Below are 13,844 nucleotides of genomic sequence, written 5' to 3'. Positions count from 1 at the left end.
GCCCATCACCTTGTGAAACCCAACCGACCCCATGTGGGAGCGAGCTTGCTCGCGATGAACGATGACGCGATCTCCCTGAAAAACCGCAGTGCCTGCATCGCGAGCAAGCTCGCTCCCACAGGGATTCGGTGCCCTGGAAAAAGCGCTCCCGCTCAAGCTTAGGCTTTATCTCGCCAATCGAACGACTGATTGCCAATCATGGTCCACACTTGGAACCTCATCAGCCGGAGTGTGTTCCATGTCTGACCGTTATATCGACTTTGCCAACTCGCCCATTGGCCGGCGCATGGTCGGGTCCCTCGGCCTGCCATCGCCGGTGCGCCTGGAACGCTGGCAGGCCGGGCGCCTGCGGCCGATCGAAGGCGCACTGCTGCTGGGCGGTGGGCCGTTGACCGAACAGATCGGCACGTTTGCCAAGCGCCTGACCGACACCATCTTCATCTACGGCGGCGAGCCGACCCTGGCCACCGAGTGGATCCCCGGCCATGGCCCGAAAATCAAGGCGGTGGTGTACGACGCCAGCCATTTGGTGCAGGCCGACCAGCTCAAGCAGCTGCGGGAATTTTTCCAGCCGCTGATGAAAAACCTCGACCACAGCGCCCATGTCGTCATCCTCGGTCGCGCGCCGGAAAGTCTTGCCGACCCGTTCGCCGCCAGTGCCCAGCGAGCGCTGGAGGGTTTCAGCCGTTCCCTGGCCAAAGAGCTGCGCCACGGCGGGACGCTGCAACTGTTGTACGTCGGCGACGGCGCCGAAGCCCAGTTGGAAGGTGCACTGCGGTTTTTCCTGTCGCCCAAGAGCGCCTTCATCTCCGGGCAGGTCATTCGTCTCAACGCCTGTGATACCCAGGTCCAGGACTGGACCCGACCGCTCACGGGGCTCAAGGCGCTGGTCACTGGCGCCGCCCGCGGGATCGGCGCCTCCATCGCCGAAACCCTGGCCCGCGATGGCGCCGACGTGATCCTGCTGGATGTCCCGCAAGCCAAGACCGACCTCGACGCCCTGGCGGCACGCCTGAGCGGACGCAGCGTCACGCTGGATATCTGCGCCGAAGACGCCGCCACCCAGTTGATCGAACACCTTCCCGACGGCGTCGACATCGTGGTCCACAACGCCGGCATCACCCGGGACAAGACCCTCGCCAACATGACCCCGGAGTTCTGGGACGCGGTGCTGGCCGTCAACCTCAATGCCCCGCAAGTGCTGACCAATGCCCTGCTCGACAGCGGCACCCTGCGCGACAATGGTCGGGTGGTTCTGCTGGCGTCCATCAGCGGCATTGCCGGCAATCGTGGGCAGACCAACTATGCGGCGAGCAAGGCCGGGCTGATCGGCCTGGCCCAGGCCTGGGCGCCGCTACTGCAGCCACGCGGCATCAGCATCAACGCCGTGGCGCCGGGCTTCATTGAAACCCGCATGACCGCCGACATCCCCTTCGCCTTGCGCGAAGCCGGGCGACGCATGAGCTCCCTGGGCCAGGGCGGCCTGCCCCAGGATGTCGCCGAAGCCGTGGCCTGGCTCGCACAACCAGGCACGGGTGCCGTGACCGGTCAGGCCCTGCGGGTATGCGGGCAAAGCCTTCTGGGAGCGTGACCATGACGATCCAATGGCATGAAGTCAGCAGCCAGCCCTCCATGTCCGGGCTTTACTGGAAAGCGGCAACACGGCGCAAGGTCACCGGAACGACCTTGCCCGAGGAAGGCCTGCGTCAAGTGCTTCAGGTCGACCCGCAACGCCTGGCGGCCTATCGCAAAGTCTGCGGTTTCATCGATAACGGACTGCTGCCGCCGACCTATCCCCACGTCTTGGCGTTTGCCCTGCAAATGCAATTGCTCACCGCGCGGAGTTTTCCATTTCCGCTGTTGGGGCTGATCCACTTGAGCAATCGCATCCGCGTATTGCGGCCTATGGGCGGGGTTGCCCAGGTGCGGGCCAGCGTCCATGTCGAAAATCTGCAAGCCCACCCCAAGGGCGCGGTATTCGACCTGGTGACCCGCCTCGATGATCAGTTGGGGCCGCTATGGGAGGCCCAGAGCCAGATGCTTTGCAAAGGTGTCCAGCTCGACGGGACACTTGTGGAGGATTCACCGCAGGCCAGCCTGCCCTTGATTGAAGTCGCGCACTGGACCGCACCGGCGGACATCGGTCGGCAATACGCCAAAGTGTCCGGCGACTACAACCCGATTCACCTGAGTGGTATCAGTGCCCGGTTGTTCGGCTTCCCCACCGCCATCGCCCATGGCCTGTGGAACAAGGCCCGGACCCTGGCGGCGCTGGATGACCACCTGCCCGAGGCCAACATCGAGATCGATGTGACCTTCAAGAAACCGGTGCGCCTGCCCAGTGAGGTGACACTGCTGGCGAGTGCGGCGGGGTCCAGCGGGCAACTGCAACTGATGGGGGCTGGGGGTTTGGAGCATATGGTAGGAGAGTGGCGGCCGGTGGCCTGAGCAGAATGATGGGATGGTCTCCACACCCATCCCTGTGGGAGCGAGCTTGCTCGCGATGGCGGTGGGTCAGCTCGCATCCATCTTGAATGCGCTGCGGTCAACGCGGCGGGTAGTTGGACAGGATCCGTCCCACCGTCTCGCGCACGGCCGTGTTGCGGTCAGTCGGGTTGGGCGAGTTGCTGAGCAGTTGTTCGTCACTGCCACGCCACACCAGCTTGCCGTCCTTGCCATCGAGCAGGTCGATTTGCACGGTGGCGACCTTGTAGCTGATGTTGCGGGTTTCGTTGTACATCGGCCCGCCCCAATAGCCATTCCAAGGGCCGCCCCAACCACCGCCGCCGTAGTTGGTGGTGACCTGCTGCTGGCGGTCCTCGACGATCAGATAGGCCTGCACCAGCACATCGCCGTGCCCACTCGCCGCCGGACGCAGGCCGCGCTGGTCGAGTTGATCGGCCACCGCCTGGCGGATCCGCTGTTCGGTCAGGTCGCTCTTGATGCGAGGGTCATCGGGGCGATATTGCAGCGCCGGGTCTTTCCAGCTCCAACTGCGATACGCCGCGAAATCGCGGCTGGTGTCGAAGTCATGGTTGACCTGGTTAGAGGCACAAGCGCCCAGCAACAGGGTGAAGGCCAGTAGAGCAAGACGGCGAAACATGGTTTTTCTCCGTTGCGTAATCAACTTGGAGGATACGCCGACATGGCTTTTTCCACCGCCGCACGAATGGCATCGGTGCGTTCGCTCTGGCTGCCCCGCTGGCCGGTCTCGGCGCTGGCGCTCCACACCGGTTGCCCCGTGCGGGCATCGAACAGATCCACCCGCACCACCACGACCTGCTCCTGGTACGTGCGCACCATCGGCACCGGATGGTACATGCCATAACCCGGACCATAGCGGTCATAACGGTTATAGCCGCCGTAGTAACCGGCATCATAGTCGTCCCGGACCTGGCGCACGCGGGTTTCCAGACGCAGGTCGGCGCTGACGAACAGGTCGGCGGGCCGGTTGTCATGCAGCGGGCGCAGGCCACGCTGGTCCAGGGCATTGCTCACCGCTTCGGCCACCTGGGCCGAATCCGCCCAGGCGGAACCCGACGGCAGGCGCCCGTCGCGCCAGGTCCAACTGCGATAGCGCCCATAGTCACGGGGCGGCGCAGGGTAAGCGCTGCGGTCGAACACCGTGGCGGCCTCGGGCGGCGCCGGCGGCAGCGGATTGGACGTGGCGACATAGGGGTTGCTGCCCTGGCAGGCCGCCAGTCCCAGGCACAGCATCAACAACCCTGAACGACCTTTCATTTCGCTCTCCGGTCACACTGGACGGCAGATCCAGTGCAGATAACGTCCCAACCCGGCAAACGCCGGATGGCGACGGTGGGCCAGTTCCATTTCCAGCAGCTGCGCAAGCTCCACGCGGCCCTGGAACTCCACCGGCATGTAGTCATGGAAAACCCGCACGCCACTCTGGTTTTCGACCTGCCACAGGTCTTCAAGTTGCGCCGCCAATTCTCGCGGATCAAGGGGTTGTTGCGGCGTCAGGCTCTGTTTTTCGCCGGCCATGTCATTTTTGCGCAACTTGCGAAAATGCCCCTTGAGCAGGTTGCGATAAACCAGCGCGTCGCGGTTGTAGAACGCCAGGGACAACCAACCGCCCGGGACCGTGAGTTGATGCAGCACCGGCAGGATCGCGTGAGGTTCGGCCAGCCATTCCAGCACCGCGTGACACAACACCAGGTCGTACGGCTCGGTGAGCTGGCCGAGCAGGTCCTGCCAAGGTGCCTGGATGAACGTGGCGCTCTGGCCCGCCTCGGCAAAACGCTGGCGGGCGCCTTCGAGCATGGGCTCGGCCGGCTCGGCCAGGGTCACCTGATGGCCCCGCTCGGCCAGCCACAACGACATGTGGCCCAGGCCGGCGCCGATGTCCAGCACACGCAACGGACGCTGTGGCAAGGTCTCCAGCAGATCGGCCTGAAGCACCGCCAGGCGGATCGCACCCTTGGCCCCACCGTAGATTTTTTCGGCAAAACGCGTGGCGAGCTGATCGAAATGACGGTCGCTCATTGGCCGAACCGCCGTTCGCTGTCGGCCAGCTTGCTGCGCACCACAGCGTCCATGTCCAGGCCCAGTTCGCTGCAAAGCAGCAACAGGTACAACACGATGTCACCGACCTCCTGCCCGGCGTGGGCCAGTTTGTCCGCCGGCAACTGGCGCGACTGGTCCTCGGTCAGCCATTGGAAAATCTCCACCAGTTCGGCCATTTCCACACTGGCGGCCATGGCGAGGTTTTTCGGGCTGTGGAATTGCCGCCAGTCGTTACGGTCACGAATGGCATGCAGGCGTTCGGTCAGTTCAACAAGGTTCATCGGGTTCTCCTGAATGCGCATAGCTTCAGGGGGATGACCAGGGAAGGCAAGAGTCTCGGTACGAAGCGACGGTTTGCCCCATAATCGAACCAACTCGGCCGCCACAGCTCCTACAATCAGGAGCCAACGGCTCAGCTCAGATCCCCTCCCATCAGGATGCACATATGCAGGCAGAAAGCTTTTTCGAATGGCTCGGCCAGGCGCTCGGTTCGGTGATCCGTTTCATCGTCGACCTGCTCAGCGGTCTCTTCAACACCCTGGCCAATGCCGGCGGCAATTTTGTCGATGGGCTGTCACGCACCCTGGGCATGGACACCTCGATCATCAGCATCATCGCGCTGATCCTCGGGCTGATGCTGCTCTACTCGGCCATCCGCGCGTTCATGCGGGCCTCGATCGTCATGGGCATCATCTGGCTGGTGCTGGGGTTGTGGTTGTTGAGTTGGATCATTCACTAGGGCTCAGAGCACTGGGTGGGAGCAAAGCTTGCTCGCGATACAGGCGCCTCGGTTCCCTGAAAGACCGCGTCATCTTCATCGCGGGCAAGCCTTGCTCCCACAGATTTTGCTCGTTTCCCACGCTCCGGCGTGGGAACGATCAGGCGAGAACCCGCTACAATCGCGCTCCATCAAGGAGCCCGCATGTCCAACCTGACCACCGACTGGCGCGACCGCCTTACCCATCGCCGGGTCTGGGCGCTGGCTGCGCCAATGATTCTCTCGAACATTTCCGTACCGCTGGTGGCCTTGGTGGACAGCACCGTCATCGGCCATTTGCCCCATGCTCATCAACTGGGCGCCGTGGCGGTCGGAGCGAGTTTGTATACGGTGCTGGCGTGGGCCATGGGTTTCCTGCGCATGGGCACCACCGGGTTCTCCGCCCAGGCTGCCGGGCGTGGCGATGGGGCGGCGTTGCGACAAGTGTTGCTGCAAGGGCTGTTGTTGGCGATGGGGTTGGCGGTACTGCTCGGTGCCGTCGGCGTGCCATTGAGCGACGTGGCGTTGCACTTCATGCAGCCGTCCGCCGAGCTCAACCAGTTGACCCGAGACTTCTTCCACACCCGGCTCTTCGGCTTGCCGGCGGCGCTGGCCAGCTATGCGTTGGTTGGCTGGTTCCTCGGTGCCCAGAATGCCCGGGCCCCGCTGGCGATCCTGCTGGTGACCAACCTGGTCAACATCGCCCTGAACCTGTGGTTCGTGATCGGCCTGGACTGGGGCGTGACCGGATCGGCCCGGGCGTCGGTCATTGCCGAATGGACCGGCGCGCTGGTCGGCCTGGCCCTGGCCCGCAACACACTGCGCGCCTGGCCCGGGCAGATCGCCTGGGCCGCCCTGGGGCTGTGGCACAGTTGGCGCCCGCTGCTGGCGGTGAACCGGGACATTTTCATCCGCAGCCTGGCGCTGCAAGCGGTGTTTTTCCTGATCACCGTGCAAGGCGCACGCCTGGGGGATGCGACCGTGGCGGCCAACGCCCTGCTCCTCAACGGCCTGTTGCTGACAGCCCATGCCCTGGACGGCCTGGCCCATGCCGTCGAAGCGCTGTGCGGCCATGCCATTGGCGCCCGCGACCGCCTGGCGCTGCGTCGCTCGCTGGTGGTGGCGTGCGGCTGGTCGTTGATTGCAAGCCTGGGTTTTGCACTGCTGTTCCTGCTCGCCGGCCACCTGTTCATCGACATGCAGACCGACATTCCCGACGTGCGCGCCACCGCTTATCACTACCTGCCTTACCTGGCCGCCTTGCCACTGATTGCGGTCTGGAGTTACTTGCTCGACGGGCTGTTCATCGGTGCCACCCGTGCCCGGGAAATGCGCAACGGCATGCTGCTGACCCTGCTGCTGGTGCTGCCAATCGCCTGGGCGCTGCAAGGGTTGGGCAACCATGGGCTGTGGATCACCTTCCTGCTGTTCATGGCCCTGCGCAGCCTGACCCTCGGTGCTTTTGCCTGGCACTTGCAGCGGCACGACCGCTGGCTCGGCGCATCAGCCCACTAACCTTCAATCCTGGCTGCCCTGCCAGCGCCGGCGCAGATGCTCGAGCCGCTCGCGCTGCGAACCACCCACCAGGCCAGGCACTGGCCGGGCATCGGGGTGTTGCAGGCGCAGCCACAGCCAGTCATCGAGCACCGCCCGCTCGGTAAACCCCAGCGCCAGGCCCTGCTGCAAATCCCCCCAGAGCCGCTGGTAATTACATCCGGTGGAGCGGGACCATTGCCAGGCGTGACGCTCCAGCAGGCATCGTTGCAACTGGTCCTGCTGGCGGTCGCTGAGGCCGTGCTCTTTCTCCAGCGCCGCCACCGGCAGCCCCGGGTTGGACAGTTGTTGCCAACCCTGGCTGCCGATCGCCCGGTCGGCCCAGGTGCCACCAAACCAGCGCAACAAACTGATCGGGCCCAGCCAGCAACTGAGTTCTTGAGGGTCGCAACCGTCGAAGAAATAGCTGGCGATGTGCGGGTTGTAATAGCTCAACAAGGCTTTGTGATGCAGACCCAGGGTCACCGTCAGCATGCGCCGCAGATGCGCCAGCAATTGCGCAGCGGGCGATGGACTGACCAACAACAGCCCCGGCCAGGAACGTGGGTCCAGGTGACAGAGGCTGACCAACGCAGGCGAGTGGCGCAGATCCACCAGCAGCGGACCGTGCTCTCGCAGCCCATGCAGCTCGGTGTTTTCAAACAAGGCAAAGCACCGGGCCTTGGCGAACTGCGCGTGCACAAGCCGCGCAGCGCCAGGCGCACTCGGTACGTCGAGCAACAGCCATTGCGGCGTTGATCCAGACAAGGCCGCGGCATTCATCGAGCAACACCCGCGCCGCGCCGCATGAGCATACGGCAGGTGCACAGTGGCTGGGCGCAGGGGCTGAAAGGCCCGCCTTCGGGCAGCAAGCACAACAAGACCAGCGGCTCGGCATCCCGGATTGCAGACAACAGGAGCGGATCGGCAACCGACGGCCCACGCGTTTCGCCTGTGGATGACCCATCCACAACCTCTACCGAGGCAGGCGCATCCAGAAATGCACTGATCATCGGCTGATCCGGATCGCCTTCGATAAAGCTCACCAGCACCTCGGTACCGTCACTCAAGGCACCCGCCACGCCCGGGGCCAGTTCGGGTGCCAAAGGCAGCCAGCAATGACTGGGGCTGGAACCTTCGCCCTGGTAGAGCCAGTCAAACTGCACCGCCACGCGCCCCACTCCCAGCTCCGACGGCTCGTCCACCGCCACGACCCAGCCACGTTGCCGGCTCACCATGCGCGGTTTTACCGGGACCTCGTCCGGCACGAACAGCACGCCCCGGGGAATGGCCTTGAAATGATTGCCGTACACCCCCGCCTCTGCGCGGTGCTCGACCTTCGTCAGCAGCCAGCGCCGGTTCCAGTCGGCAAACGGATGGGCCGTCAGCATCAACACCTGACCACCGTGCAGGTTCATCAAGTCGCTGCGGCCCTGGGCGACCTGCTCCCCCGACACATCGGTTCGCACACTGAAGAACCGCACCGCGGCAATCGGCTCGTCGTCCGCGTAGACCGCCTTACCGGCAGGGGGAAAACTGTGCGGATTATCAGCGAACACCAGGCAATGCCCGTCCCGGGTGTGTTCGAAATGAAAGTGGATACCCGCCTGGGCGCATACGCGCTGCAGGAACTGCAGGTCCGACTCTCGATACTGGGTACAGAAATCCTGCAGTGGATAATCGCCACCCAAATCCAGGCACAGGCTGCGGCCACTGATGCCATGGGCCTTGAGCACCTGGCGAATGATCTGCGGCACCGAGCGGGCGCTGAAGACTCGCTGGCTGAAACGCTGCGCCAGGCAGGCCAGCTTCGGCCCGATACGCACCCGGCAGCCAGCGCCATGACGGTGTTGGACCAATTCATGAAGCTGACCATGAATGCCCCGGCCCGGGGCCCCGAAACTCAACCAGACGCTGCGGTACAACAGGCCCGCCAGGTCCAGGTTCGCGTCGCGCAACGACAGCTGCGCTTCATAGACGAAAGGTTCGCTGATCGCTTCGCTACCCGTGAAGGTCACGACGTCAACAGGCTCGGGCAGACCGGCTATCTCCAGACGAAAGGCTGGCGCGCTGGCTGGATCGGACATCGGCGTTTCTCTACAGGAGGGGCGGTCGGGGATTCTCGCCGAGAGCCATGGCCGAGTAGAGGGGCCAAGTACAAGTTAGGAAAGGGACTACACGAAATAAGGACATCGCCGGTTAAATGCACCGACGTGCAGAAATAACAACGGCACAAACAAAAACGCCCTCCAGGACTGTCCGAAAAAACCCGCGGCGCGCGGTGCATTTTCTGACAGCCCCGGAGGGCGGTACCGATCAGCCAAGAGGTAGAGCTGATGTAACCCTGTGGCGAGGGGATTTATCCCCGCTGGGCTGCGCAGCAGCCCCCTTTTGATGAGTGCTTCGCACTCAAGCGGGAGCAAGCTCCCTCGCCACAATGAATCACGCCAACCTTAAGGGAGCATCTCCCGCCAAAGGGGCTCTATCAAGAAGACAGATAGGACGAACGCGTCAGCCCCAGGCGCAAGGCATCGAGGAACTGGGTACGTTCGGCGGCGCTGATACGGGCGCTGGCGCACTTGTCGCGGTAGTGAGTCATCAACTCCTCCGGCGACAAGTGCACGTAGCGCAACATGTCCTCGATGGTGTCGTGGGTTTCGATACCGGCGTGGTACACGCTGCCATCGGCGTTCTGGTAGATGTTCACCGAGTCGGTGTCACCAAACAGGTTGTGCATGTCACCGAGGATTTCCTGGTAGGCGCCCACCAGGAAGATGCCCAGCAGATAGTCTTCATCCGGCTTGAGAGCGTGAACCGGCAGGCTGGTCTCGATGCTCTGCTCGTCGACGTACTGCTTGATCTTGCCGTCGGAGTCGCAGGTCAGGTCTTGCAGCACGGCGCGGCGCAGCGGCTCTTCGTCCAGGCGATGCAGCGGCAGGATCGGCAACACCTGGCCGATGGCCCAGGTATCCGGCAGGCTCTGGAACACCGAGAAGTTGCAGATGTATTTGTCGGCCAACTTGTCGTTGAGCTCATCCAGCACCTGGCGGTGCGAGCGCTGGCGCGCCTTCAACGAGTTGTGCAGGCGACGGCACACCGCGAAGTAGCACTGCTCGGCCAAGGCTTTTTCGGCCAGGGTCAGCTTGCCGTCGGCATATTGGGTCGCCACATCGCTCATGTAGTGGGTGGCGCGCCAGTAAGTCTCGGTGACCATCTCGATATCGGTCGGGCCCAACAGGTCAACCAGCCATTGCACGGTTTCCGGCAGTTCCTGCTTGTTGTCGATCACCGGCACGTCGTCGTTGTGTTTCTCGACGTCGGTCACCTGCACCACCAGCATGGCGTGGTGAGCGGTCAGCGAGCGGCCGCTTTCGGAGAAGATGTTCGGATGCGGCAGGCTCTGGGCATCGCAGAACTCCTTGAGCATGCCGACCACGACACCGGCGTAATCGTCCATGTCGTAGTTGATCGAACTGGCATTGCGCGAGTGCGTGCCGTCGTAGTCCACGCCCAGGCCACCGCCGACGTCGATGTGATCCACCGGCAGGCCGAGGTTGCGCAGCTCGCCGTAGTAACGGATCGCTTCCTTGAAGCCGTGCTGGTAGTCCGCCAGGTTGGCGATCTGCGAACCCATGTGGAAGTGCAGCAGGCGAATGCCCTGGTCCAGGCCGGCAGCGCGGAAACGCTCGACCACCGACAGCAGTTGCGCGGCCGACAAGCCGAACTTGGACTTCTCGCCACCGGTATCGGCCCACTTGCTCGACGCCAGGGATGACAGGCGCACGCGCAAGCCGACCTGCGGCTTGACCTTGAGCGTTGCGGCCTCTTCGATCACCAGGCCGACTTCGGACTCTTTCTCGATGACGATGAAGACGTTGTGACCGAGCTTCTGGCCCATCAGCGCCAGGCGGATGAATTCGCGGTCCTTGTAGCCGTTGCAGACGATGGTCCCGCCCTTCGGCGCCAGGGCCAGGACTGCCAGCAGCTCTGGCTTGGAACCGGCTTCCAGGCCGATGGAGACGTTCTGGGTGGCGATGATGTTCTCGATCACCGCTTCCTGCTGGTTGACCTTGATCGGATAGAGCGCGGTGTACTTGCTCTGGTATTCCAGGCGCGCGATGTTGCTGTCGAAGGCGCCGGTGAGCTGGCGCACACGGTCTTGCAGGATATCGGGGAAGCGCACCAGCAAGGGCAGCGACAGGCCGCTCTGGCGCAACTGGTCGACTTGCTCGAACAGGTCGATGGGCGAGCTGTCGGGACCGTTCGGACGGACTTCGACGCGACCGGCTTCATTGATCGCGAAATACCCGGCCCCCCAATGGCGAATCCCGTAAACACTGCGGCTGTCCGCAACTGTCCATTGGCTGCCATCGTCTTTGCGTGTGCGTCGTACGGACATCGAAGTCCCCTATAAAGAAGTCAAAATGCACCATCCGGTCGGAGGCTGGGGCAGTCTAGAGAGTGAAAATGACGAATTGCCTGTTAGCAAGGTAGACCCTGCTCCCAGCGATGAGTTTAGAAACCCGTTCAGAACAGGCTCTGTGAAAACCATGCGGGCGACCTCGAACGTGGGGTGCGGGTCAAGCCGAGGGTGGTTTTCACAGAGGCTGCTAGCCGCCGGATTTCTTTGCCTTGAAACCGTGCTTGACCAGTTCCGCCAGCAGCAGCTCGACGTGATCGCCCTGGATCTCGATGATGCCGTCTTTCAACGCGCCACCGGTGCCACAGCGTTTCTTCAACGTGGTAGCCAGTTCCTTGAGCGCGTCTTCGGCCAACGGCACGCCAGTGATCGTGGTCACCGTCTTGCCGCCGCGACCTTTGCTTTCACGGCGCACGCGCGCAATGCCGTCACCGGCAGGGATGGCGGTCTGTTTGCAGATGCAGGCATCCACCGGCTGACGGCAATCAGGACAATGACGACCGGCGTCGGTAGAAAATACCAAGCCGCCCAGGGCGGCGAAGGATGCGGCTTTTTTGGCCACCGGCAATCCTCTTGGGAGGACAAAGACTGGTCGAGGGGGAACATGCCTCGACCGCGAAACCCCACTCAGGCAGGGGCAGCGCTACTGGACCGCAGACACGGTACAGCTTGAAAAGTCGCGCAGTGTAACGGCAAAAAGCCGACTTGCTAAGGGCCAATCAGCGCCAATTTATAGCTTCTTTGCGACGCTGCCGCCATGGACCCGCAAATAGCGTTCAAGCGCCGCCAGGGAGTCCGGGCAGTAAGGCTTTCGCTGGATTTCATCGAGCACCTGCTCGAGGGGCAGAAAACGCGCTTCGAGGACTTCTTCGGGCTGCAGGACCAACGGGCCGTCCCACACCGCCGAGAACGCCGAGCACCACAGGCGACTGCCAGGGTCTTCGAAATAAAAATGGTCGTGGGCGGTCAGTTCAACGCCGCTCACGCCCAGCTCTTCCGCCAACTCACGGGCTGCCGATTCGGCGTAGGTCTCATCGGCCTGCACCATGCCGCCCGCCGCCACGTCCCAGAAACCCGGGTAGATGGCCTTGCTCAGGGTGCGCCGATGAACACACAGCTCACCGGACGAATTGAACAGCATGATGTAGGTCCCGCGTCCGATCAGGCCACGCTCACGCAGCTCTGAACGCACCAGGCTGCCGAGCAGGTTGTCGTGCTCATCGACCCACGCAATCAGCTCGGCATCCGAGGCCACTCGATGAGCGACCTCCCGGGGGCTTTCGCTCATGAATCAACCCTGGTTCAGCAGTTGTCGCAAGTCGATGACCGCTGCGTTGGCTCGAGAAATGTAGTTGGCCATGACCAGCGAGTGGTTCGCCAATACACCGAAGCCGCTGCCGTTGAGGATCATCGGGCTCCAGACCGGTTCCTGGGACGCTTCCAGTTCACGAATGATCTGCCGCACGCTGACCGTAGCGTTCTTTTTCGCCAGGACATCGGCGAAGTCCACTTCGATGGCGCGCAGCAGGTGCGACAACGCCCACGCCTGGCCACGGGCCTCATAGAACACGTTATCGATTTGCAGCCACGGGGTCTCGACCACCTCTTCGTCCACCTGCGGCACCTGGCCCGGGGCCGGGACTTCGGTTTTCAGCGAGGTGTTGAGCTTGACCCGGCCAACGCTGGCCGACAGGCGCTGGGACAACGAACCCAGGCGAGTGCCGACATCCCCCAGCCAGTTGTTCAGGTTGTCGGCGCGGGCGTAGAACAGTGCGCTCTTCTGGCTTGGGTCGGACAGGCGCGCCTGGTAGCGGCTCAGGGAATTGATACCTTCCTGGTACTCAGATTCGCTGGAGGGCAGCACCCAACTGCGGTTGTCGAAGTTGAAGCGCGGCTCGGCCTTGGCCAGGTCGGCGTCCTCGGCGGACTGCGACTGGGAACGGGCGAAGTCCTTGCGCAGCGCACGGCTCAGGTCGCGGACCTGCACCAGCACGCCGTATTCCCAGCTCGGCATGTTGTCCATCCACAGGCCCGGCGGGAAGCGGTCGTTGGAGATGTAGCCACCCGGCTTGCTCAGCAGGGTCCCGGCCACCGTCTTGAGCGTTTCGACCGTGGTGTAGCCCACCACCATCTGCCGGCCATCTTTCTCGGCCGCGGCCTGGGCGTTCTGCTGCACAGGGAACAGCGCGGGCTCCTGGCTCCAATACCAGCCGACGGCAATGGTCACCAGCAGGTAAAGGCCGATCAGCGTCGCCAGTGCGCGGCTGAAAAAAAGCCCACCCAGGTAGCTGCGGGTGTCCGATTTCGGCTCGGCGGCACGTTCAGGCGCGCTGCCCGCGCGGTTTTTCCAGTCCAGCATGGTGATATCCCTTCAATCACTTGAGTTCTCGGTTCGACCACAACCCTACGCCATCGTGCCTGATTTGAAACGCGATAATGCGGCGCCAATCATGCCGGGCGCGACAGGGCAATCGAACAGCACTATAAAGGAAGCGCTGCCATCGGCCTACGAGACTGGTCAGTCACAAACTGAATTTCGCGACTGGACAGAATATTGACGTATGACACTCATCCAGAGGAAAAGAGGTGCTAGCATAGAGCCACCAGTCG

General features: G+C 63.1%; 14 protein-coding genes. 4 read left to right on the top strand and 10 right to left on the bottom strand.

The genetic code is table 11. From position 1 onward, the window contains the following. The first annotated feature begins 238 nt into the window (after positions 1 to 238). A complete protein-coding gene (locus QMK47_RS04450) occupies positions 239 to 1,591 on the top strand; it encodes a 3-oxoacyl-ACP reductase (protein WP_320389846.1) in 1,353 nt (450 codons plus the stop codon). A 2-nt stretch (positions 1,592 to 1,593) separates the two neighbouring features. Next, positions 1,594 to 2,448 (top strand): MaoC family dehydratase, encoded by an 855-nt coding sequence (locus QMK47_RS04445; protein WP_320389845.1) that lies wholly within the window; start codon positions 1,594 to 1,596, stop codon positions 2,446 to 2,448. Between the two features lie 97 nt (positions 2,449 to 2,545). On the opposite strand, the gene QMK47_RS04440 is transcribed toward QMK47_RS04445, so the two are convergent. The 4 genes from QMK47_RS04440 to QMK47_RS04425 are packed head-to-tail and all read right to left on the bottom strand — an operon-like array spanning position 2,546 to position 4,805. Beyond that, the gene (locus tag QMK47_RS04440; protein ID WP_024617878.1) at positions 2,546 to 3,103 is read right to left on the bottom strand and encodes a DUF4136 domain-containing protein; all 558 of its coding nucleotides are present in this window, start codon (positions 3,101 to 3,103) and stop codon (positions 2,546 to 2,548) included. Positions 3,104 to 3,123: 20 nt separating this feature from the next. Next, entirely contained in the window at positions 3,124 to 3,741 is a 618-nt protein-coding gene (locus QMK47_RS04435) for a DUF4136 domain-containing protein (protein ID WP_320389844.1), read from the bottom strand. A gap of 12 nt (positions 3,742 to 3,753) precedes the next feature. After that, the gene (locus QMK47_RS04430) at positions 3,754 to 4,503 is read right to left on the bottom strand and encodes a methyltransferase (RefSeq protein WP_253471379.1); all 750 of its coding nucleotides are present in this window, start codon (positions 4,501 to 4,503) and stop codon (positions 3,754 to 3,756) included. Beyond that, on the bottom strand, positions 4,500 to 4,805 hold the full coding sequence (locus tag QMK47_RS04425) for a MazG-like family protein (RefSeq protein ID WP_003186192.1): 306 nt from the start codon (positions 4,803 to 4,805) through the stop codon (positions 4,500 to 4,502). The genes QMK47_RS04430 and QMK47_RS04425 overlap by 4 nt, the downstream gene beginning before the upstream one ends. Before the next feature lie 164 nt (positions 4,806 to 4,969). Between QMK47_RS04425 and QMK47_RS04420 the strand changes: the two genes are divergently transcribed. Then, entirely contained in the window at positions 4,970 to 5,263 is a 294-nt protein-coding gene (locus QMK47_RS04420; protein ID WP_018607618.1) for a hypothetical protein, read from the top strand. A gap of 183 nt (positions 5,264 to 5,446) precedes the next feature. Then, positions 5,447 to 6,796 (top strand): MATE family efflux transporter, encoded by a 1,350-nt coding sequence (locus QMK47_RS04415; RefSeq protein WP_320389843.1) that lies wholly within the window; start codon positions 5,447 to 5,449, stop codon positions 6,794 to 6,796. Positions 6,797 to 6,799: 3 nt separating this feature from the next. Here QMK47_RS04415 and QMK47_RS04410 read toward each other — a convergent pair whose 3' ends face one another. From QMK47_RS04410 to QMK47_RS04385, 6 genes are all read right to left on the bottom strand, one after another. Beyond that, positions 6,800 to 7,597: a DUF4123 domain-containing protein gene (locus tag QMK47_RS04410; protein ID WP_320389842.1), complete on the bottom strand. Its 798-nt coding sequence runs from the start codon at positions 7,595 to 7,597 to the stop codon at positions 6,800 to 6,802. Further along, positions 7,594 to 8,901, bottom strand: coding sequence for a type VI secretion system Vgr family protein (locus QMK47_RS04405; protein WP_253471371.1), 1,308 nt, complete (start codon positions 8,899 to 8,901; stop codon positions 7,594 to 7,596). The genes QMK47_RS04410 and QMK47_RS04405 overlap by 4 nt, the downstream gene beginning before the upstream one ends. Before the next feature lie 398 nt (positions 8,902 to 9,299). Beyond that, the gene (gene speA / locus QMK47_RS04400; RefSeq protein WP_014336393.1) at positions 9,300 to 11,213 is read right to left on the bottom strand and encodes an arginine decarboxylase; all 1,914 of its coding nucleotides are present in this window, start codon (positions 11,211 to 11,213) and stop codon (positions 9,300 to 9,302) included. 211 nt (positions 11,214 to 11,424) lie between these two features. Further along, positions 11,425 to 11,796, bottom strand: a complete 372-nt coding sequence (locus tag QMK47_RS04395) for a translation initiation factor Sui1 (protein WP_003197435.1) — start codon at positions 11,794 to 11,796, stop codon at positions 11,425 to 11,427. A gap of 168 nt (positions 11,797 to 11,964) precedes the next feature. Then, positions 11,965 to 12,522, bottom strand: coding sequence for an NUDIX hydrolase (locus tag QMK47_RS04390; RefSeq protein ID WP_024617882.1), 558 nt, complete (start codon positions 12,520 to 12,522; stop codon positions 11,965 to 11,967). 3 nt (positions 12,523 to 12,525) lie between these two features. After that, a complete protein-coding gene (locus QMK47_RS04385) occupies positions 12,526 to 13,593 on the bottom strand; it encodes a DUF2333 family protein (protein WP_003197431.1) in 1,068 nt (355 codons plus the stop codon). Positions 13,594 to 13,844: the final 251 nt, after the last annotated feature.

Source organism: Pseudomonas sp. P9_35, from assembly GCF_034008205.1.
Classification (GTDB): domain Bacteria; phylum Pseudomonadota; class Gammaproteobacteria; order Pseudomonadales; family Pseudomonadaceae; genus Aquipseudomonas; species Aquipseudomonas kilonensis.
The sequence above is the reverse complement of the archived record's forward strand: the minus strand, read 5'-3'. Positions and strand labels throughout refer to the sequence as shown.